The organism is Aeromonas sp. A04 (assembly GCF_047780465.1).
GTDB classification, from domain to species: Bacteria; Pseudomonadota; Gammaproteobacteria; order Enterobacterales; family Aeromonadaceae; genus Aeromonas; species Aeromonas bestiarum.
This window is the reverse complement of the sequence record NZ_JBLNHP010000001.1, coordinates 372,555-393,512: the sequence shown is the minus strand read 5'-3', so window position 1 is coordinate 393,512 and position 20,958 is coordinate 372,555. Positions and strand designations below refer to the sequence as shown.

General features: G+C 59.4%; 19 protein-coding genes. 6 read left to right on the top strand and 13 right to left on the bottom strand.

What is annotated here, in order from left to right; all coding sequences use genetic code 11:
• Window positions 1-4: 4 nt before the first annotated feature.
• From ACM3N8_RS01700 to ACM3N8_RS01690, 3 genes are read right to left on the bottom strand one after another with little or no spacing between them, the layout of a single operon-like run.
• Complete coding sequence (locus tag ACM3N8_RS01700; RefSeq protein ID WP_290041987.1) at window positions 5-514, bottom strand: phage regulatory CII family protein; 510 nt, start codon at window positions 512-514, stop codon at window positions 5-7.
• 37 nt (window positions 515-551) lie between these two features.
• Window positions 552-821, bottom strand: a complete 270-nt coding sequence (locus tag ACM3N8_RS01695; protein ID WP_042023315.1) for a hypothetical protein — start codon at window positions 819-821, stop codon at window positions 552-554.
• 21 nt (window positions 822-842) lie between these two features.
• Entirely contained in the window at window positions 843-1,040 is a 198-nt protein-coding gene (locus ACM3N8_RS01690) for a Cro/CI family transcriptional regulator (RefSeq protein WP_290041985.1), read from the bottom strand.
• Window positions 1,041-1,159: 119 nt separating this feature from the next.
• Here ACM3N8_RS01690 and ACM3N8_RS01685 point away from each other — a divergent pair, with 119 nt between their 5' ends.
• The 4 genes from ACM3N8_RS01685 (at window position 1,160) to ACM3N8_RS01670 (ending at window position 5,370) form a co-directional block, all read left to right on the top strand.
• Entirely contained in the window at window positions 1,160-1,846 is a 687-nt protein-coding gene (locus tag ACM3N8_RS01685) for a LexA family protein (protein ID WP_416015359.1), read from the top strand.
• Window positions 1,847-1,916: 70 nt separating this feature from the next.
• Window positions 1,917-3,083, top strand: coding sequence for a hypothetical protein (locus ACM3N8_RS01680; protein WP_416015358.1), 1,167 nt, complete (start codon window positions 1,917-1,919; stop codon window positions 3,081-3,083).
• A gap of 14 nt (window positions 3,084-3,097) precedes the next feature.
• On the top strand, window positions 3,098-4,243 hold the full coding sequence (locus tag ACM3N8_RS01675; protein ID WP_416015357.1) for a hypothetical protein: 1,146 nt from the start codon (window positions 3,098-3,100) through the stop codon (window positions 4,241-4,243).
• 140 nt (window positions 4,244-4,383) lie between these two features.
• Window positions 4,384-5,370, top strand: a complete 987-nt coding sequence (locus ACM3N8_RS01670) for a tyrosine-type recombinase/integrase (RefSeq protein ID WP_416015356.1) — start codon at window positions 4,384-4,386, stop codon at window positions 5,368-5,370.
• A 173-nt stretch (window positions 5,371-5,543) separates the two neighbouring features.
• Here the strand turns inward: ACM3N8_RS01670 and ACM3N8_RS01665 are convergent, their stop codons facing one another.
• The gene (locus ACM3N8_RS01665) at window positions 5,544-7,037 is read right to left on the bottom strand and encodes an alanine/glycine:cation symporter family protein (RefSeq protein ID WP_043136299.1); all 1,494 of its coding nucleotides are present in this window, start codon (window positions 7,035-7,037) and stop codon (window positions 5,544-5,546) included.
• Window positions 7,038-7,339: 302 nt separating this feature from the next.
• Between ACM3N8_RS01665 and ACM3N8_RS01660 the strand changes: the two genes are divergently transcribed.
• Window positions 7,340-7,777 carry a GNAT family N-acetyltransferase gene (locus tag ACM3N8_RS01660; RefSeq protein ID WP_416015355.1) on the top strand — a complete coding sequence of 146 codons (438 nt, stop codon included), beginning with the start codon at window positions 7,340-7,342 and terminating at the stop codon, window positions 7,775-7,777.
• An 18-nt stretch (window positions 7,778-7,795) separates the two neighbouring features.
• Window positions 7,796-8,638 (top strand): zinc-dependent peptidase, encoded by an 843-nt coding sequence (locus tag ACM3N8_RS01655; RefSeq protein WP_416015354.1) that lies wholly within the window; start codon window positions 7,796-7,798, stop codon window positions 8,636-8,638.
• A 39-nt stretch (window positions 8,639-8,677) separates the two neighbouring features.
• Here ACM3N8_RS01655 and ACM3N8_RS01650 read toward each other — a convergent pair whose 3' ends face one another.
• The 9 genes from ACM3N8_RS01650 to ACM3N8_RS01610 form a co-directional block, all read right to left on the bottom strand.
• Window positions 8,678-9,274 carry an acetate uptake transporter gene (locus ACM3N8_RS01650; RefSeq protein ID WP_043136288.1) on the bottom strand — a complete coding sequence of 199 codons (597 nt, stop codon included), beginning with the start codon at window positions 9,272-9,274 and terminating at the stop codon, window positions 8,678-8,680.
• A 726-nt stretch (window positions 9,275-10,000) separates the two neighbouring features.
• Complete coding sequence (locus ACM3N8_RS01645; RefSeq protein WP_290016713.1) at window positions 10,001-12,898, bottom strand: DUF748 domain-containing protein; 2,898 nt, start codon at window positions 12,896-12,898, stop codon at window positions 10,001-10,003.
• A gap of 48 nt (window positions 12,899-12,946) precedes the next feature.
• Entirely contained in the window at window positions 12,947-13,708 is a 762-nt protein-coding gene (locus ACM3N8_RS01640) for a substrate-binding periplasmic protein (protein ID WP_290016712.1), read from the bottom strand.
• Between the two features lie 37 nt (window positions 13,709-13,745).
• Window positions 13,746-14,156 (bottom strand): MerR family transcriptional regulator, encoded by a 411-nt coding sequence (locus ACM3N8_RS01635; protein ID WP_043555852.1) that lies wholly within the window; start codon window positions 14,154-14,156, stop codon window positions 13,746-13,748.
• 71 nt (window positions 14,157-14,227) lie between these two features.
• Window positions 14,228-15,190, bottom strand: coding sequence for a hydroxymethylglutaryl-CoA lyase (locus tag ACM3N8_RS01630; RefSeq protein WP_290016711.1), 963 nt, complete (start codon window positions 15,188-15,190; stop codon window positions 14,228-14,230).
• Window positions 15,187-17,151: an acetyl/propionyl/methylcrotonyl-CoA carboxylase subunit alpha gene (locus ACM3N8_RS01625; protein WP_290016710.1), complete on the bottom strand. Its 1,965-nt coding sequence runs from the start codon at window positions 17,149-17,151 to the stop codon at window positions 15,187-15,189. The genes ACM3N8_RS01630 and ACM3N8_RS01625 overlap by 4 nt, the downstream gene beginning before the upstream one ends.
• 109 nt (window positions 17,152-17,260) lie before the next feature.
• A complete protein-coding gene (locus ACM3N8_RS01620; RefSeq protein ID WP_290016709.1) occupies window positions 17,261-18,100 on the bottom strand; it encodes an enoyl-CoA hydratase-related protein in 840 nt (279 codons plus the stop codon).
• Window positions 18,101-18,110: 10 nt separating this feature from the next.
• Complete coding sequence (locus ACM3N8_RS01615; RefSeq protein WP_290016708.1) at window positions 18,111-19,712, bottom strand: carboxyl transferase domain-containing protein; 1,602 nt, start codon at window positions 19,710-19,712, stop codon at window positions 18,111-18,113.
• 55 nt (window positions 19,713-19,767) lie between these two features.
• Window positions 19,768-20,925 (bottom strand): isovaleryl-CoA dehydrogenase, encoded by a 1,158-nt coding sequence (locus ACM3N8_RS01610; protein ID WP_290016707.1) that lies wholly within the window; start codon window positions 20,923-20,925, stop codon window positions 19,768-19,770.
• Between the last annotated feature and the right edge of the window lie 33 nt (window positions 20,926-20,958).

Sequence of the window (20,958 nt, the reverse complement as noted above, 5' to 3'; positions counted from 1 at the left end):
CCCCTTACATGGTCGCGGCTTGCACCAGGATGTCTGATGCGCAGGCCAGGGCCGGTATCGCTTGAAAGCGGGCTTCTACGTCATGGATCAAGATGGCCAGTGACCCCATGGCTGACGTGGCCACGCTCACCAGGGTGTTGCGTTCAGAGCGGGTGATCCGGCCGCGGTCGGTCAGTTCCAGCGCCCGTTGGCCAATGCTGGCGATCTTGGCGTTCAGATCGATGGCTTGATGGGGCAGGGAAGGGGCCCGTTCTGCCTGGGGGATGGCAACGGCCGTCAAGCCACAGCCAAACAGGGCGCCATCGAACAGGGTTTCATCGCCGTCACTCGCTTGGGTGATGGCAATCAGCTCGGCTACCGTCAGTTCATGGGGCTGATCGGGGTTTAACTTGTTGCGCAGGAGCTGCGGGTTCATGCCGACCCGTTGGGCGATCTCGGCCATGTTGTGACTGGCCGCAAAGCGTTGGCAGGCGCTGATCCAGTGCGGATGTTTGCTGACGTATTCGGTAAACATGCGAGGTTCTCCTTGACCCGTTATGGTGTTTGCAGGTTCACGCGAGTGTCATGGTGACGTAGCGCTCGGCCTGATAACGGGCCTGCAGAAACAGGGCGTAAAGGTTGACCTCGCGAGGTGCTCCCGGGCCGTCTTGCAAGATGGGTAACTGGCCGCGGTCGGCGCGTTTCTTGATGGCCCCAATGCTCATGCCCTGGCGTTTGGCGTACTCCTCCAGGCTTTCGCTGACGCGATTGCCAAAGGGGTAATCAAGCGGCAACTGGCTTACGTCGCTGGGGATACGGATGGGTTTGATTCGAGTCGTCATGGTGAATCCTTCTCAGGGGGTTCAAACACAAGGAGTGGGTGGTTGCGGGGCGCTGCGCGTATTGGCTTTCAATTTGCCGTCGGTCAGCACCTCGATCTGGTAGGCACGGCCTTGGGGGATGGTTTCGTCCCACTTGCTGACCGCGGCGTGAGAGACCCCAATAGCCTTGGCTATGGCAGTGATGCTGCCGAAGTGTTCTAAGACGTCATGTTTCTGCATTTCCGGCCTCACAAATATAACTTAAGGATCATTTGTGACTGGAGCGTAACTTATGTAATAAGCGGGAGTCAAGAGAGTTTGATACTTAAGTGTGATTTCGGAATGGTAACTTAGGTTTCATGGAAACGATTAATGACCGCATAACTGCCAGCCGGCAGGCACAGAAAATGAGTAAGGCTGAACTTGCCAGGCGTGTTGGTATTTCCCATGCGTCTGTTAGCAAGTGGGAGTCGGGACTTAACCAGCCAAAAGGGCGCTATCTCAATGATTTAGCGGCAGCGCTGGGGGTCACTGTTGACTGGCTTCTGACTGGTGAGGGGGAGGCGAGGGGACAGCCTACACCGGAAGCTATGCCCGGATATCACAACGTCGAACCGGCCGTTATCCCGCAAGGAACGCGCGTGCCTGTGTTGAGTTATGTCCAGGCCGGCCACTGGCACGAGATGTGCGAGCAGGCCACTGCTTTTGATGGAAACGTCGAGTATGTGACGGCGGGGGTCGATGTCGGCCCTTGTGGTTTCGGCCTCTGGTTGCGTGGCAAGTCGATGGAACCCTTCTTCAAGGAAGGTGATCTCATCATCGTTGACCCTGACGAAGCGCCCCAACCAGGGGATTTCGTCGTGGCCAAGAACGGAAGCGAAGAGGCCACCTTCAAGAAGTACCGGCCCCGCGGCATCGACGAGAGCGGACAAGAGGTGTTTGAACTGGTCCCCCTCAACGATGATTTCCCCACCATGCATTCCGACCGGCAGCACATCCAGATCATCGGCGTTATGGTAGAACATAGGTCATATAGGAAAAGATAGGTTAAGCAGATAACAGCATAATCTATATAATTAATTTAATATTATAACCATTTTTGTGTGAGGGTATTAAATGAAGTGTTTAAGCATTATTCGAGATAATAGAATAGATGCGACATCTGTTTTAATGGAGATGTCAACAGGTGACTATCTTAAACTAGTAAGTGGTGCTGAAAGTAATTTAGATATACAACGAAAAGTCGTCAAAGGATTTAAGCCGTATGAGAGATTGAGGGACGACCTCGCTGTTGGTTGTATTATTCCTCCTATAGTAATAGGTGTTAAGAGTGAAAATGTAAAAACTCCTAACAATGATAATGAGGAGAGTATTGCGGCATTTACTATGGCGATTGGTGAGTTGTCACCTGCAGATGTATATATTATCGATGGTTTGCAAAGAACTAGAGCTATTCAGGATGTTTCAGCGAAATTATCAGCACAGCCTGATGAACATCGACTATTTCTGGAAAATACGCTAAGAGTTGAGATCTGGCCTGATATCTCACTGTCTGCCTTGACATATCGTATGATATTATTGAATGCAGGGCAAAAACCAATGAGTTTAAAGCATCAACTCGAAGTTGTTAGTGCTCCGCTTTGTAAATCCCTCAGGGAGACGTTAGGGCAGGAAATTGATATTTATACAGAGAAAGACACTGCAAGAAGAGCTGGCAATGGTCAATATCAGTTTTCTTTGATCGCAACATCCTTCCAAGCATTTGTGCAGAAAAAACCACATATCGATGTAAGAAATGATGTTATCGCTGAATTAAATCAAATAGATGTATTAGATAAGTACGGTGAGTCTATCGGTGGCAGTTCTAGCAAACCTGATTTGACACAAGCTTTTGAAGACTACGTGCGTTATTTACTAGTGTTTGATGCTGCATTGTGCAGAAAATATTCAGAGTCAAAGGATGTTGATGGTGTTGCTGTTCCGACTGGCGTAAGTCTTTTGGCTAGAGATACGTTTCATTTAGGATTCTCTGCTGCATATGGTTTCTGTCTTGAATATTATCCTGAAGAATTGGTTGCATCTAAGGATAAGTTAATTGAGTTGTTATCTTCTGAAGCGGAGGACCCTTTAGCTATCTTCAGATTTGAAAAAATTCAGAGTGGTTTTAGTCGAAGAGACAACACCGGTGAAAAGACAAGAGATTTTATTTTCAAAGGATTTAAAGAATACTTCAGATCTGCAGGTCGTATAAGTATTGAGGAATGCTGGAGCCAGGCTAGTTAAACAGAGAAATTACAATGCTTAATAGAATTAAAGGATCGATTGCTTCTGGTCTCGGGATTCCAGAGGGTGATGTGCAATGTGATGATGCTGTGTTAGTTATTGCTAGCCATGAATTAAAGCTTAGAGATGTTTTTTTTGAACAAGACAAGGTAGAGCAGGATATATTAAACTATATAGATTCCTTCTCGGTTGTAAATAATAATGATGGTGTTTTGTTTATAGCTAATGGTAGTGGTGAGGAATATTGTTTTTATTGTGTTGATAATAGCCACACTAACACCGCACTTATGGAAGGGATTTATACTATCCCTGGAGATGGAGCTGCTATATATACTGTTTTTTCGGGCAAGTTCAGCCCCATCTCTACACCTGATATGTCTTCATCACCATATCTAATATTTGGTCTTTTGTTAATTGAACCAGGAATGCTAAATGGGGGGTTGCCAGATTGGTCTGATATTTATGAGGCTATCGGGCCATTTGTTTGTGTAAATACAAGTAATCATCATTGTGATGATTTAATAGAGTTTGGCTTTTTTAAGCGGTCTACAGTAGCGACATCATCATCATATATACATTCATTTAAAGATAGTGGTTTACTATCTAATTCAGCAATAGCTAGAAAGATAAATGATGAAATACCTGAAGCTGCTAGGAAAGCATATAAATACGCATTAAAAACAAAGGCAAATCCAGATGTTACATATATTAATAATCATCGTGTCTTTGAGGTTTTATATGCGTGGGGATTGAAGAACTATATTGCATCACTTTCTCTTGATGCAATATACTCAACTTTGCAAAAATCAAAGTCAATATCCAGTGAGGCTGAAATGATGAAACAGGTTGTTTCTCTATCACGCATCACATTCCCCAGTTCTTTAACGCCGCAAGTTATACTTGACTTATTTGATGGGGCTTCTGTTAATGATATAACTGAGTCCGGACCAATAAAGCAATGGTTGAATGGGCAAAACCATCGCCCAGATCTAAATTTATTGTCAGATATACTTTATTTGATTAGAAATGCATTGGTTCATTCAAAGATTGATTCATCAAGAAATTATTTGATGGGACCATATACGGCTGTTCAAAATTCATCGTTGTCAGTACTTATTGAGGCACAAAAAGAGGTTGTTGATGCAGTTGTATATAATTGATAAAGAGGCATCATAAAAATCTAAGTATCATTATATTTTTTGATGGAGGGTAATGTGCATGTTTGATTTGCGGTTCATGTCACTGTATGGGTTCAGAAGTGTGGAGTCCCCCTTCCTATTATAATTATAAGGGGGGTGATATGAGCATTAAGAGCACGCCCGAGGGCTATTTAGTCGATATCCGCCCACAAGGGAGGGACGGCAAGCGGATCCGCAAGCGCTTCAAGACCAAGTCCGAGGCCCAGCAGTTCGAGCGTTGGGTGATCGCCACCGAACACAATAAAGAGTGGGTGGAGCGGCCAGCAGATAATCGGACGCTCTCCGAGCTCATCGAACTCTGGTGGCGCTACCATGGCCAGACGCTGAAGTCGGGGGAAAATGCCATTACCCGACTGCGCAAACTGGATGCGGCGTTGGGCTATCCCCAGGCTCGGCAAATAAACCGCCTGTTGTTTGCTGAGTATCGGGCGCAGCGCCTGCAAGCCGGTTGCCAGCCCAGTACGCTCAACTGGGAGCAGGATAGGCTTAGCGGCGTCTTTTCGGTGTTGATCGCATTGGGGCACTACCACAACGAGCACCCGCTCAAGGGGCTAAAAAAGGTCAAACAGGTAGACCGCGCTATGGGGTATCTGACCCATGAGGAAATTGGCCGCCTGCTGGCCGCACTGACAGGTGACAACCTGAAGGTGGTCAAGTTGTGTTTGGCTACCGGGGCTCGCTGGAGCGAGGCGACAGGGCTGCGACGAGATGATGTGATTGCCAGCCGGGTGACCTACATCAACACCAAGAACGGCAAGAACCGGACAGTACCTATCTCGGCCGCACTAGCGAAGGAGATTACCCTGGGCATTCATCGTGGCCAGTTATTCAAAGACGTTGACTATCTGCTGGTGCGTGACGTGATCAAGCAAGTTGCACCAGATCTGCCAGCAGGGCAGGCGGTTCATGTGCTGCGCCATACGTTCGCTTCTCACTTCATGATGGCAGGTGGAAATATCCTTGCACTGCAAAAAATTCTTGGGCATCAGAATATTCATCAGACGATGACTTATGCCCACTTTGCACCGGATTATCTTAATGATGCAGTCCGCTTTAACCCGCTGGAAAACCATCTTCAACCAGCTTGAGCTTCCCCGAGAATGGGCAGAAAAAAGTGTCCACATTTTGCCAATTTTGGTGTCTTTTCACGTCCCAACGTGTCCCCTTGTGTGGCACTTAACTCCTTGATTTAAATGTAAGTTGTTGAAATTAAAGAAATAAAAATGGCAGCCGAGGCTGCCATTTTTACTGGGCATTGCGTTCAGGATACTTTGCGATCCGGCTCGAACGGGTGACCGGCCTTCTCCTGTTCCAGGTTGTCTTCGGAGCGGTGGCCCATCCAGTAATCGGCGTTCTTGATACCGAGTTTTTCCGGGTGGAACACGGGATCCAGCCCCTTGGCCTGCTGGGCTTCATAATCCCGCAGGCAGGCGAAGGCGGTTTTTTGCAGCAGCAGGATGGCGATGATGTTGAGCCAGGCCATCAGGCCGACCCCGATATCACCCAGACCCCAGGCCAGATCGGCGGTCTTGACGGTGCCGTAGACGGTGGAGGCCATCAGCGTCAACTTGAGCATGAAGGTCAGCCAGGGACGGTTCACCTTGCGATTGATGTAGGCGATGTTGGTCTCGGCTATGTAGTAGTAAGCGACGATTGTGGTGAACGCGAAGAAGAACAGCGCTATGGCCACGAACATGCTGCCAAAGCCGGGCATCATGCTCTCCATGGCGGTCTGCACATAACCAGGCCCTGCGGCTATGCCGGCGATCCCCGTGTAGAGGGCGGCACCATCCGGTCCCTGCACGTTATAAAGCCCGGTAATGAGCAGCATGAAGCCGGTGGCGGAGCAGACGAACAGGGTATCGATATAGACGGAGAACGCCTGTACCAGACCCTGCTTGGCCGGGTGGCTCACCGCAGCGGCGGAGGAGGCGTGCGGTCCGGTACCTTGACCCGCTTCGTTGGAGTAAACCCCGCGCTTGACCCCCCACATGATGGCCAGACCCAAAATGGCGCCAAAGCCGGCGTCAAAGCCGAAGGCACTCTTCCAGATCAGCAGGATCACGCCCGGCAGGGCCGTGATGTTGAGGGCTATGATGACGCAGGCCACTATGATGTAGCCCAGCGCCATGAAGGGCACCACGGTACTGGCGAAGCTGGCGATCCGCTTCACTCCGCCGAAGATGATGAAGCCGAGCAGCAGCGCCAGACCGGCGGCGGTAACGTTCGGATCGATATCAAAGGCGGTCTGCAGGCTGGAGCCGATGGAGTTGGCCTGCACCCCCGGCATCAGCACGCCGCAGGCGAAGATGGTGGAGATGGCGAAGGTCCAGGCATACCACTTCATGCCGAGCCCTTTCTCTATGTAGAAGGCCGGGCCACCGCGGTATTCGCCGTTGATCTTCTCTTTATAGACCTGACCCAGGGTGGACTCCACGAAGGCGGAGCTGGCGCCGAGGAAAGCGACCATCCACATCCAGAACAGGGCGCCCGGGCCACCGAAGGTGATGGCGGTGGCGACCCCGGCGATGTTGCCGGTACCGACCCGGCCGGCCAGCGTCATGGCCAGCGCCTGGAAGGAGGAGACGCCGGCATCCGTGCTCTTGCCATCAAACATCAGCCGGATCATCTCCTTGATGTGACGCAGTTGCAGGAAGCGGCTGCGCAGGGAGAAGTAGAGGCCTACCCCCAGACACAGAAAGATGAGCGCTGGGCTCCAAATCACCCCATTGATGGCATTGACGATCTCATTCATGTACAACAACTCCTTTGTCGTGCTGTCTTGGCGGGGTCTGCGCCCCGCTCCCTTAAAATAGTGAGTGACCAAGGGGGTCACTCAATGGTGTGCGGAATGTTCAACTGCCAAGTCCGCGGGTTTTAACATATCCATTTGTTCATGGGCTTCCCAGTGAAATATGTTGTCGGCTTGTTAATTTGTGAATTGACATTAACAAATGGTCGATTTGACTGGACACGATACGGCGCAACCCCTTTATCATCGCCATTTGCTCCTGGATGGATTGGGGTGGCTGAGACAGAGCAAAATGGAGGCCAAAGATGAAGATGGAAAGAGACGGGTGGCAGATCCGGCCCGCCAGGCAGGCGGATGCCGATGCCATGGCGCAGCTGTTCGGGCAGCTCGGCTATCCGGCCAGCCCGGCCGAGGTGGGAGAGCGCTGGGGCAGGCAGGATCCGGCTAGCGAGGTGCTGCTTGCCTGTGATGGGGATGCGGTGGCAGGCGTGCTGGTGTGGCACCGCCTGCGGCCCTTGCATGTTGCCCCAGACTGGGGCCTGATCTCGGCGCTGGTCGTCGATGAAGGTGCAAGGGGAGCTGGTGTGGGGGCCGCCTTGCTGGCGGCGGCAGAAGCCAGCGCTTTGGCGCAGGGTTGCAGCCAGCTGGAGCTCTCCAGCAGTCTCAAGCGTGAGGGGGCCCATCGCTTCTATCTGGCGCAGGGCTATCTTGAACGCCCGAAACGGTTCGTGAAATCATTCTGATCAGCAAGAGGAGTCCATGTGTTCTGGTCCAGGTTATGGAGTCTGTTTGGTGGTGCATCCCGGCAGGAAGAGAATGCCCCGGGTGCGTTGGAGTGGCAGCAGGCGCTGGCTGCCGTGCCCATTTTGCAAGGATTTACCCACAGCGATCAGCTGCGGCTGGTTGCGCTGGCGCAGCAGTTTCTGGCTCGCAAGACGCTCACCCAGATTGGTGTCGAGCTCACTCCTCGCCAGCAGGCGGTGCTGGCCCTGCAGGCCGTGCTGCCCATTTTGCATCTGGGGCTCGACTGGTATCGCGGTTTTCACGAAATCATCCTGATCCCCGAGCCGGTGACCCGTCGTCAGGAGGTGCAGGATGAATTCGGCCTGGTGAGCGAGTGGGAAGAGGAGAACGCCGGGGAGTCCTGGCCGCAGGGGCCGCTGGTGCTGGCCTGGAGCGAGCTGCAGCAGGATGGGGACTGGGACGGCTTCAACCTGGTGATCCACGAACTGGCCCACAAGCTCGACATGCTGGGGGGGGAGGCCGACGGTGCGCCGCCACTGCCGGCAGGCATGGATCCGCGCCAGTGGACCCAGGCGTTGCAGGGGGCATTCGATGCCATGAATGCCCAGCTGGCCCGCCATGAGGTGACCGCCATCGACCCTTATGCCGCCGAGCACCCGGCCGAGTTCTTTGCGGTGTGCAGCGAGAGTTTCTTTACCGATCCGCTGCGCCTGCGTGACACCTATCCCGCCGTGTATGAGCAGTTCGTGCTCTTCTTCGGCCAGCAGCCGGCGACGCGTTTCCCGGCCACCCGGCTGCTGGCAGGGGAGCCTGAACGCGCCCAGGCTTGCCAACGACAGATAAACAAAAGGCACCCCTGAGGGTGCCTTTTGCATGGGCGCGAGGGCCTGGGGCTGCGCTTACGCGGCGGCCTTGAGCTGCACGGCGGCGGCTTTCTTGTGATCGCCAATCGGCAGCACGGTACGGCCAAATTGCTCGTTGATCACTGTGGCCATGGCCAGGTAGATGGCGCTGGCGCCGCAGATGATGCCTTCGAAACCGGCGATGGTGCCGATCAGGGTGCTGCCGGTGAAGTCACGGGCGGCCAGCAGGAAGAACAGCACTGTCAGGGAGGCGAACACGAACTGCTTCACGCGCGGGTAGTTGACGGTGCCAACCAGCATGAACAGGGTGAACATGCCCCACATCAGCAGGTACCAGCCCATGTAGGCGTGGGGAGTGGCTTCGGCCAGACCCATGGTCGGCATCACCAGCAGGAACACCAGGCTCCACCAGAAGGTGCCGTAGGAGATGAAGGCGGTGACACCGAAGGTGTTGCCACGCTTGAACTCCATGATACCGGCGATGATCTGGGCCAGACCGCCATAGCACAGGCCCATGGCCAGGATCATGGCGCTGATGGGGAAGAAACCTGCGTTATGTATGTTCAGCAGAATGGTGGTCATACCGAAACCCATCAGACCCAGAGGGGCAGGGTTGGCCAATTTTTCGCTCACGTGGCGTTCTCCAAAAATAGAGGTGGGGGGTTGATAAAAGACGCGCGATTTTAGGCAGGCTCTTGGCCCCGAGCAAGAGGGGGAACCGCAGAAATGGTAAAAAAACTACACGAAATTTTACCCCATGGACCATTCGTGCCATTCAGGTAGATGGCAAGTGAATGAATCGCGCCGACAAGGTTGATTTTTTGTATTAAAAGCGCGCTTTGTGAAAGTAAGCAACATTAGGACATGGGCATGTTTGACTGCCGCGCCTTGTCCCTCTTTTTATTGCCTGAGCAGTGCCCTGCCGTTCGAAAAACAGTCTCATATGCCATCAGACAAGAGTGTGTCACTACCATATGAGGCTGGGACAGATCTCGGCTTATGTTGGGTGCAAGCCGGTTTGGCAGGGACGCGGAGAAGGGAGAGCATGATGGCTAACGGGCTAACGGGCTAACGGGCTAACGGGCTAACGGGCTAACGGGCTAACGGGCTAACGGGCTAACGGGCTAACGGGCTAACGGGCTAACGGGCTAACGGGCTAACGGGCTAACGGGAGCGGGGCATTCGGGGAAGGGGGTACGGATCGTCGCACCGGCGCCAGCAGCCTGGCCCTTCATAGCACCGCCATATGGCGGTGCTATGGGGAAAATGGTCGCCGTGGACAAGGCGGGGCGATGCAAAAATACAACGGGAACAGGCATGGTGAGCAAGGGGGGAACCCTCTCGGCCCCCCGCTGTTGGTCAATCATCCAGGGTCAGGACGACCTTGGCATCCTTGTCTGTTTCCTTGACCTGGCTGTCGAGCACGAACAGCCGCTCCGGCACTATCCCCTGGGTATCCACCAGATACTCCTTGGTGTTCTGGGCACGGCGCATGGCGAGGTTGCGCAGGGACTTGGCGGTGATCAGCTGCTGATCCCGCAGCAGGATCTCCGCCTGGGTGCGCAGGGCCGGGCTCGACTCATCCAGTTTCAGCCGATCGGCCAGATCCCCAAGATCCTCGTTGAATCGCGCCTCATAGGCTTCGGCCAGCGCCGCTTGCAGGGCGGGATCCTGCTCCAGCAGGGCGAGATCGACCGGTGCACCCGTGATCTTGGCCAGCGCCCGCTCCAGCTTCTGGCGCTGCAAGATGGGGCGCTCCTCGTTGAAGTTGACCTTGCCGCGAATGTTCATGCTGAGCTTGGGCCTCTCCTTGAGGGCCTGCGCCAGCTTGGCCAGCTTCTCCTGCTGGGTGGGGGTGAGATCCGGCTCACCGGGCAGGAAGGGCAGTTCGTCCAGATCTTCGGTGCCGCCCGCCAGGGAGGCCAGCAGGGAGAAGGGGGAAGTGATGGCTTTGCTGAGCGTGTTGCTCAGCACATCCCAGAAGATGTTGCCCAGGCTGAAGTCCGGCTGATCCAGATTGCCCTTCACCTTGAGGTTCATCTGGATGACGCCGTTGGCGTCGCTGAGCAGGGCGATGGCCAGCCCCAGCGGCAGATCCTTGGCCTGCTCGCTCTTGATCTTCTCCCCCAGTTGCAGCTTCTTGATGGTGATGTCGTTGTCCCCCTCCAGCCGGTTGCCCTGCAGCTTGTAGTTCAGCTTCATGGAGAGCTGCCCCTTGTCGATGGCATAGCCCGCATAGGTGCTGGAGTAGGGGGTGAAGGTGGTGAGCTCCAGGTTGCTGAAGGTGACGGCCACGTCCAGCACCGGCTGCTCGATCAGCAGGTTGGTGCCGCCGCGAATGGTCACGGGGGCATAGCGGTCAACCTTGCCGTTGAAGGCGAGATCCGAACGCTGGCCGGGAATGTTGCTGATATGGCGGCTCTGGCCGCTAAGGGAGGCGATGTCCACCACGAACTCCGGGCTCAGGCTGCGATCGGCAAAGCGCAGATTGCCCTGTTCGGTGCGGACCTGATCTATGGTGATGCGGGGGGCGGGCCCGCTGGCCGGCTTGTTACTGGCGGCTTGCGGCAGCAGCAGTTGCTGGACGTTGGTCACCCTGTCCTCGTCGATCTCGATGCGGGCAAAGGGCTTGCGCAGCAAGATGTCGCCAATCTTCACCTGCTGGCTGATGCCGTCATAGTGCAGCCCGCTCAATTGCAGGTGATCTATCTGCAGCAGACGCTGATTGTCGGCCCGATCCAGCACATTGAGACGCTCGATGTCGAGCCCGCCCGTGACGTCGAGCCGGCTCAGTGCCCCCTTGGCATCGGTGGCGATGGCCAGCTTGGTGCGACTGGCGAGCAGACCATCGCGCACGCTGATGCGCAGCAGATCTTGCAGGTAGGGCTGGGCCCACTTGAGGGGCAGCCCTGCCTGCTTGATATCCCCGTCGAGGGTGAAGGGGGTGAGGGTGAGGGCGCCGTCAAACCCCAGCGTACTCTGGGCGTTGAGGGTGGCATTGAGGGTGAGCGGGCTGCGCTGGCCTGCCTGGCTGCTCAGGGTGCCCAGGGTGAGGTTCAGCCCGGAGAGTTCCCGCAGTTGCGGCTTGCCGCTGCTTGACTCGGTCAGCTTGAGCTCGCCCTGGCTGATGCGGGTCTGCTTGAGGCTCCAGCGCCAGGGTTTGCCCGGTGCGGCCGGTTTTGCGCCCTTACTCGTTTTGACCGGTGGCTGGGGGATCAGCAGGGTCGCCAGATCCAGCTGCTGGTTGGCATCGAGTACCGCGCTGACGGCCGGGGCCTTGAGCGCTATCTTGTCGATCTGGATCGACTGCTTGCCGCCATCCATGGCAATGCCTGCCAGCGCCAGTTGCTTGAAGCGGGCAAACTCGGCCCCCTTGCTCTGCCGGAGCTGCCAGTCGTTCAGGGTCAGCTTGCCCTTGGCGAGCTGCCAATCCAGCCCCTGCTTGCCCGGCGTGAGCCGGTAATCCAGCTCGGCACTGGCCTCGCCCTTCACCAGATTGACCCTGAGATAGGGGGCCCAGAGCGGTGCGAAGGGCGAGAGCGCCAGTTTGCCCAGGCTGATCCGGCCCTTGCCTGCCCCCGTCATGATATCGAGCTGGCCATTGGCCTTGAGCGGGCTGCGCTGGTTGAGGCTGGCGCTCAACTGAAACTGGTTGGCGTGGGCCGGCGCCGTGGTGAAATCCGGCAGCTGCAGTTCTAGCCCGCTCAGGGTGAGTGGCGGTACCCAGCCCGGGCTGCTGCTCTTGCGACTGTCCTGATAGCGGAGATGGCCCCCGGTGGCGGCCAGCCTGGTTATCTGTACCAGGGGCGGTTCGCTGCCGGCCGGTTCGGGCGTCTGCGTGGGGGCCAGCAAACGGGCCAGGGCCTCGGTCAGGTTGAAGCGGATGGCCCCCTTGTCGTTCGGCAGCCGAACAAGCTGCACCGCCGGCCGGGTGAGGCTGGCGTCGCTCAGTATGATGGTCTTCTGGCGCCAGCTTTCGCCAAGTGCGGGGATAACCTGCAACTGCTCGAAGGCGATGATGGGTTGCTGTTTTTCATCGAGCAGTACCGAGGGACCTATGGTGAGGGAGGGGTGACGCAGGCCGACGCTTATCTCCCCCAGGGTCAGGTTCAGACCATAATGCTTGGCCAGCCAGCCCGGCAGGTGGCGCTGGGTGAGGGTGGGGGCTTGCCATAACAGGATGAACAGGGAGATGAGCAATACGGCGCAAGAGTAAAGGACGTAGCGCAGCAGGCGGGCACGCAGGGGCTTGGGCATGAAGGTCTCCAATTGATGCGCATAGGGTACCAAAATCTCAGGCGATGATCATGGTGCCGCTTGATGCTGTACGCCGTACTTTGTCCAAAGGCGTGTCAGTCTTCCACTGCTCTGCAACGCGGCCAGCCAGGCTTCCAGCTGGCTGGCCGAGACGCTGGCCGTCGGACTGAGCAGCGCCCTGAGTTCGTATTGCTGATCCCATTTGTCCGATCGCAGCAGGCGGGCGGCCTGCTGCGGATACTGTTTGCTGAACTGGTTCAGGTAGGAGAGGTTGAGCATGGCTACCTCGCCGCGCCCCTTGAACACTCCCTGCAGGGCACTGATGTTGTCCTTGACCAGGGTGATGTCAAAACGCTGCTTCAGCTCCGCCGGGGTGGCATTGAAATCGGCGACCCCGTAGTGATAGCCGGTGACGCCGATCAGCCGACGCTGCTCCAGGTGCTCGAAGAAGGATTGATCCCGGCCCGGTGCCTTGAGCGCAACATAGATCTCGCCGCCCAGCAGCAGGGGCCGGGTCATGCGTACCTGATCCGCGTTCCAGTCCCAGCGGATGTCCTCGAACAGCATGAGGGAGAAGCGACCGAGCGCCAGCGCCTGGTAGCGATGGGAGGCCGAGGTGGGCACGAACACGAAGCGCACGTCCCGTTGGATCTCGTTGAGTTCGGCGATGAGATCCAGGGTCAGCCCGTGATAGCTGTTGTCACCCTCCTTGACCACGAAGGGGGCATAAGGGTAGCCCCCGACCTTGATCAGGGGGTGGCTCCATGCCGTGGAGCAGAGCAATAACAACCAGCAGCACCAGCGTTTCATGGGGGGCACCAAGGCGGTGAGATGATCCCAGATTCGGTTAATCTGCGCTGGTTTTCAAGCTGTTGAGGGAATTTGCACAGCGCTGCTCGGCGGCTTCCAGCTCCGCCATCACCATCTGGATGTCTTCCAGCTGCTGGCGCAGGGATTGGCGCTTGGCGTCGATGAGCTGGATCATGGAGTGCAGCTGGGTCTTGCTCGATCTGTCAGTGTCATACATGTCGAACAGCTCGCGGATCTCCGCCAGGCTGAAGCCGAGCCGCTTGCCGCGCAGGGTCAACTTGAGCCGGATCTTGTCCTTGTGGCTGTAGATGCGGGTCTGGCCCTCCCGGGTCGGGGTGATCAAGCCTTCATCCTCGTAGTAGCGGATGGTGCGCGGCGTGATATCAAACTCGTGGGCCAGCTCGGAGATGCTGTAGGTGATCTCCTTGCCGGGCAGGGGATCAGGCATCATGGTGCGCTCCTGTGGCAAATCGGGTCTGCAGTCGCTTGGGCCCTGGGAGGCCGGGCCCGCCTGGCGGATCAGAGATCATGATGTGCTTCCGTTGACAGCGCGGCGCGAAGCCGCAGGGCGTTGGCGTGCAGGGCCTGGCCGACCCGGGAGCCGTTGGGGCGACCGAGCTGCTCGCTCACCCACTGGCCGGTGGCGGCCAATTTATCGAGACTCACCCCCGTGCTCATGCCAAGGCCGTGCAGCAGATAGACCACCTCTTCCGAGGCGACGTTGCCGGAGGCCCCCGGCGCATAGGGGCAGCCGCCCAGGCCGGCCACAGAGCAGTCTATGGTGCGGATGCCGCGCTCCAGTGCCGGCAGCAGGTTGGCCAGCCCCTGGCCATAGGTGTCGTGAAAGTGCACCGCGAGCCGGCCCGCCGGGATCTCGTGCAGCACAGCATCCAGCATGGGTGCAACCGTGCCCGGGGTGCCGACCCCTATGGTGTCGCCCAGGGAGATCTCGTGACAGCCGAGATCCAGCAGTCGCTCGGCCATGGCCGCGACCCGTTTCGGGCGGGTAGGGCCGTCGAACGGGCAGGCGATGACGGTGGAGAGATAACCGCGCACCTTGATGCCGAGGCGGCGCGCCTCCAGCACCAAAGGGGCGAAGCGTATCAGGGACTCCTCCACGCCGATGCCGATGTTGGCGCGGGTAAAGCCATCGGAGCAGGCGGTGAAGAGGCCAATTTCGTCGGCCCGGGCGGCAATGGCTGCCTGCAAGCCCTGCAGGTTGGGCACCAGGGCGCCATAGCGGGTCGGCCCCTTGCGCGGCAGGACCTTGAAAAGTTCGGCGGAGTCCGCCATCTGCGGCACTTTTTTGGGGGAGACGAAGGCCCCCACCTCGATGCGCTGCAGGCCGCTCTCGGCGAGGCGCTGAACAAGCTCCAGCCGCTGGACGAGCGGCAGGGTACTGGCCTCGTTTTGCAGGCCGTCGCGCGGGCCCATCTCCACCAGGCTCACCTTGTCATCCTGCATTTCTGATTCTCTCTTCATGACCCGCTCTCTTGTTGATCCACGGCATCGGCAAAGCGCACCAGTATGGCCCCCTGGCTCACCTGTTCCCCCTGTTTGCATTGCAGGGTCTCGATCACCCCATCCCGGTCGGCTTTCAGGACGTGCTCCATCTTCATCGCCTCCAGCACCAGCAGGGGTTGGCCCTTGCTGACGCGCTGGCCGGTCTCGACCTGCAGCGCCACGACTATGCCGTGCATGGGGGCCGTTGCGCCCTGTGCGGCGCCACTGTCCTGATCATGATGCAGCTGATGGTGCTGATCATCGGCGCAGAAGCGAATGCGCTGGCCATCGAGCAGCAACACGCACTCGGTGGCGGTCAGCGTCTTGACGGGGTAGCGCTGCCAGCGCCCTGCCTGCTGCAGGCGGATATGATCGGCGCCCAGCTCGCAGGGGAGTGATCCCCCCTGCCACGTCAGCGTGCCGGTGCGCTCGGACAGGGTCAGCACCCGGGCCTCCTCGCCGATGCGCACAGCCGCCGTCCAGTGCCTGCTGGCCCCCAAGCGAAAGCCGCGCGCCTGTTGCCAGGGGGAGTCGTCGGCACTGCGGCTGGCGAGCCAGAGGGTGGCCAGCGGCCAGGCCAGCTCAGGGATGGCTTGCGGTTCGGTGGGGATGGGCCACTGGGTGTGATGGCGCATGGCCAGCACGTCCGGCTCCTGGCACAGGCGCAGCAGCAGCGCCCCGTTGTGTACCAGGGGGCCCAGCTCCAGCGCCGCCAGCGCATCGGCCAGGCTGGCAAAGGCCTCGGCGCGGCTCTGGCCGTGGGCGATCAGCTTGGCGATCATGGGATCGTAATAGGGGCTCACCTCATCACAGGCGGCGACGCCGGTATCGACGCGCACCCCCTTGGGCCAGCTGAGCCAGGCGATGGGGCCGCTGGCGGGCAGGAAACCGGCCCCCACGTCCTCGGCGTAGAGGCGCGCCTCCACCGCATGGCCGCGCAGCACCGCCTCATCCTGGGTGATCGGCAGCGGCTTGCCTTCGGCCACCGCCAACTGCCAGGCCACCAGATCCTGGCCGGTGACGGCCTCGGTGACCGGGTGCTCCACCTGCAGGCGGGTGTTCATCTCCATGAAGAAGAACTCATCCCCGCACAGCAGAAACTCTATGGTGCCGGCCCCCCGATAGTCGATGGCCCTGGCCGCCGCGACGGCCGCCTCGCCCATGGTGCGGCGCAGCGCCGGTGCGATGTCGGGGGCGGGGGCCTCTTCGATCACCTTCTGGTGGCGGCGCTGCAAGGAGCAGTCCCTGTCCCCCAGGTAGATGGCGTTGCCCAGGGTATCGGCAAACACCTGCACCTCCACGTGGCGGGCGCGGGCCAGATAGCGCTCAAGCAGCACATGATCATCCCCGAAGGCGGCCAGTGCCTCGCGTTTTACCGCCGCCAGCGCAGCATCGAATTCATCTATCCGATCGACCCGGCGCATCCCCTTGCCACCGCCGCCGCTGGCGGCCTTGATAAGGAGCGGGAAGCCGGTCAGCAAGGCCTGCTCGCGCAGCCACTCGGGGCGTTGATCTGCGTCGTGATAGCCGGGCAGCACGGGCACGCCGGCCGCCAGCATCAACGCCTTGGCCCCCGACTTGTCGCCCATGGCGAGAATGGCGGCGCCGCTCGGGCCTATGAAGCGCAGGCCACGCTGTTCGCAGGCGGTGGCAAAGTCGCTGTTCTCCGACAAGAAGCCGTAACCGGGATGGATGGCGTCGGCCTTGGCCTGCTGGGCGATGCGCAGCACCTTGGCGGCGTCGAGGTAGCTCTCCCGTGCGGGAGCCGGCCCCAGATGCCAGGCTTCGTCGGCTTCCCGCACATGCATGGCGCAGGCGTCGGCGTCCGAGTAGAGGGCGATAGTGTGGATGCCGAGGCGCCGGGCCGTCTTGATGATGCGCACGGCGATTTCGCCTCTATTGGCAATCAGCAGGCGCTTGATGGGAGCCTGATGGGTCATTTTTGCGCCTCGCTCATAAAGGTACACAGGGGCCTGATGTGTTGATCCGCACCGCGGCTATCCTCGCCACTGTGGGCGATCAGCCGGTGCTTGATGGGGTGATTTTGGGTCATGCTTCATCCTTGAAACGGGGGCGCCAGGCGGGGGGGCGTTTATCGAAGAAGGCCTGCATGCCCTCCTGGGCCTCGAGTCCGACCCGCACCCTGGCTATGGTCTCGACGGTTTTCTCTTCGTGCAGGCTGGCGGTGTGGCTCTCGATGGCGGCCAGCAGCCGCTTGGTCTCCTTCATCGCCTCCGGGCCGTTGCGACACAGGCGCAGGGCCAGCGCGCGCCCTTCGGCCAGCAACTGCTCCGGCCTGGCCAGCTGGTGCGCCACATTGAGTCGACAGGCGGTGATGGCATCGAAGGGCTCGGCGCTCAGCATGTAGCGGCGCGCCTGGCGCATGCCCATGGCGCGTACCACATAGGGGCTGATCACCGCAGGCACCAGCCCCAGGCTCACCTCGGAGAGGCAGAAGCGGGCATCCTCGCTCGCCAGCACCAGATCGCAGGCGCAGACAAGGCCGAGTGCCCCGCCATAGGCCGCGCCCTGCACCAGCGCCACAGTGGGGAAGGGCAGCTCGTCCAGGGTCTGCATCAGCCGCGCCAGCACCCGGGCATCTTCCCGGTTGTGCTCGAAGTCGGCGTGGGCCAGGTTGCGCATCCAGTTGAGATCGGCGCCGGCGCAAAAGTGCCTGCCCTCAGCCCGCAGCAAGAGGGCATGAGGCCGCTCGGCGAGGGCGTGACCGTGGAGATGGGCCAGATCGTCGAGGCAATCGAGCAGCCCCAGCATGAGGTCGGCATCGAAGGCGTTGTGGCAGGCGGGGCGCGAGAGCACCAGCTCGGCCAGCGGACCGTGACGCTCCAGGCGAAATCCTTGCTGGGCGCCGCTGAAAAGTGGATCGGACATGTCGAACTCCTTACATCCGGAAGATGCCGTACTGTTCCGGGCCTGTCTCGGCCCCCTGACAAGCGGCCAGTGCCAGCGCCAGTACGGTGCGGCTCTGGGCTGGATCTATGACGCCATCATCCCACAGCCTGGCGCTGGCGTAGTAGGGATGACCCTGCCGTTCGTACTGGGCGATCACGGGCGCGCGGATAGCGTCGGCTTCCTGCTCGCTCAATGGCTTGCCCTCGGCGGCCAGCTTGTCGCGGCGCACCTGCACCAGCACGCCGGCGGCCTGCTCGCCCCCCATCACAGAGATGCGGCTGTTGGGCCAGCTGAACAGAAAGTCGGGCTCATAGGCGCGGCCGCACATGCCGTAGTTGCCGGCACCGAAGCTGCCGCCGACGATGAGGGTGATTTTGGGCACCCGGCTGCAGGCCACGGCGGTGACCAGCTTGGCGCCATGCTTGGCAATGCCTTCTCGCTCGGCGGCACTGCCTACCATAAAGCCGGTGATGTTTTGCAGGAACAGCAGGGGAATGGAGCGCCTGTTGCAGAGCTGGATGAAGTGGGCGCCTTTCTGGGCGCTGTCGCTGTGCAGCACGCCATTGTTGGCGAGGATCCCCACCTGCATGCCCTCGATCCGGGCGAAGCCGGTGACCAGCGTAGTGCCAAACAGTGCCTTGAATTCGTCAAACGCGGAGCCGTCCACCAAGCGGGCGATGAGCTCGCGGGCGTCATAGGCGCGCTTGAGGCTGGTGCCCACCAGACCGTAGAGATCTTCTATCGGATAACAGGGGGCGTCGTAGGCTGAAGCGGATGAAGTGGTGTGGTCTCCCAGGTTGCCAACTAACGTGCGGGCTATGGCCAGCGCATGGGCATCGTCTCTGGCCAGGTGATCCGCCACGCCTGAATGGGCGCAGTGCACCTCGGCGCCGCCGAGGGCCTCGGCGCTGATCTCCTCACCGGTGGCTGCCTTGACCAGCGGCGGCCCCGCCAGAAAGATGGTGGCCTGGTTCTTGACCATGATGGACTCGTCCGCCATGGCGGGCACGTAGGCGCCGCCTGCGGTGCAGAGCCCCATCACCACCGCCAGCTGGGGGATGTTCCGGGCCGACATGCGGGCCTGGTTGTAGAAGATGCGACCGAAGTGCTCCCGGTCGGGAAACACCTCATCCTGCATGGGCAGGAAGGCGCCGCCGGAATCCACCAGATAGAGGCAGGGCAGGCGCAGCCGCTCGGCGATGGCCTGGGCGCGCAGGTGCTTTTTCACCGTGAGCGGGTAGTAGGTGCCTCCCTTGACGGTGGCATCGTTCACCACCAGCAGGCAGAGCCGGCCCGCAATCTGGCCGAGCCCTGTGATGATGCCGGCGGCGGGCACAGGCTCGTCATAGACCTGCCAGGCGGCCAGTGCAGAGAGTTCGAGAAAGGGGGATCCCGGGTCCAGCAGCTGGTTGATGCGCTCGCGGGGCAGCAGCTTGCCACGGGCCTGATGGCGGGCGTTGTTGGCCTCGCCGCCGCCCTGGGCTATCTCGTCGAGACGGGCATTGAGATCCTCGACCAGTGCCAGCATGGCCGAGCGGCTCTCGGCAAATTCGGGGCTCGCCGTGTCGAGGCGGGAGTGGATCCGGCTCATGCGTCTTCCCCCATCAGAGTGTTGCTGCCGATATCAGGGAGTAACAGGAGAGGCTTCATGCATTCTCTCCCATCAGCTCGCGGCCGATGAGCCAGCGACGGATTTCCGAGGTGCCTGCGCCTATCTCGTAGAGCTTGGCGTCCCGCAGCAGGCGGCCTGTGGGGTATTCGTTGATGTAGCCGTTGCCCCCCAACAGCTGAATGGCATCCAGCGCCATCTGGGTGGCATTCTCGGCGGCAAACAGGATGGCGGCGGCGCAATCCTTGCGAATTAGGTGACTGTCATGACCCTGATCGCAGGCCGCGGCCACCGAGTAGACCAGGGCGCGGCTGCTGGCCAGACGGGTGTACATGTCCGCCAGCTTGCCCTGCACCAGCTGGAACTCGCCGATGGCCTGACCGAACTGTTTGCGCTCGCGCACATAGGGCAGCACCACGTCCATGCAGGCCTGCATGATGCCGAGGGGGCCCGCCGCCAGCACCACCCGCTCGTAATCGAGGCCGCTCATCAGCACCTTGACGCCGCCGTGCAGGGTGCCGAGCAGGTTCTGTTGCGGGACGCGGCAGTTGTCGAACACCAGCTCGCAGGTGCTGGAGCCGCGCATGCCGAGCTTGTCGAGCTTCTGGGCCGTGGTGAAACCGGGGGTGCCCGCCTCGACGATAAAGGCCGATATCCCCTTAGGCCCGGCCTTGGCATCCGTCTTGGCATAGATGACGAAGGTGTCGGCGTCAGGGCCATTGGTGATCCACATCTTGGTGCCGTTCAGCACGAAGTGATCGCCCTCTTTATCTGCGGTCAGCCGCATGCTGACCACGTCTGACCCGGCGCCCGGCTCGCTCATGGCCAGGGCACCCACGTGTTTGCCGCTGACGAGGGCGGGCAGATAGCGCGCCTTCTGATCAGGGGTGCCGTGGCGGTGGATCTGGTTGATGCAGAGGTTGGAGTGGGCGCCGTAGGAGAGGCCGACCGAGGCGCTGGCGCGGCTCACCTGCTCCATCACCAGCACGTGGGCCAGATAGCCGAGGCTCACGCCGTCATACTCTTCCGCCACCGTAATGCCGTGCAGCCCGAGTTCGCCCATTTGCGGCCAGAGATCGCGCGGGAAGGCGTTGCTCTGATCGATCTCGGCGGCGCGCGGCGCTATCACTTTCTGGCAGAAGGCCTCGACCTGCTCGGTCAGGGCGCGGAGGGTCTCATCCATCACTGCGTGCATCCTTGCTCTCCTTTGAATGACGGGTGCTCACCT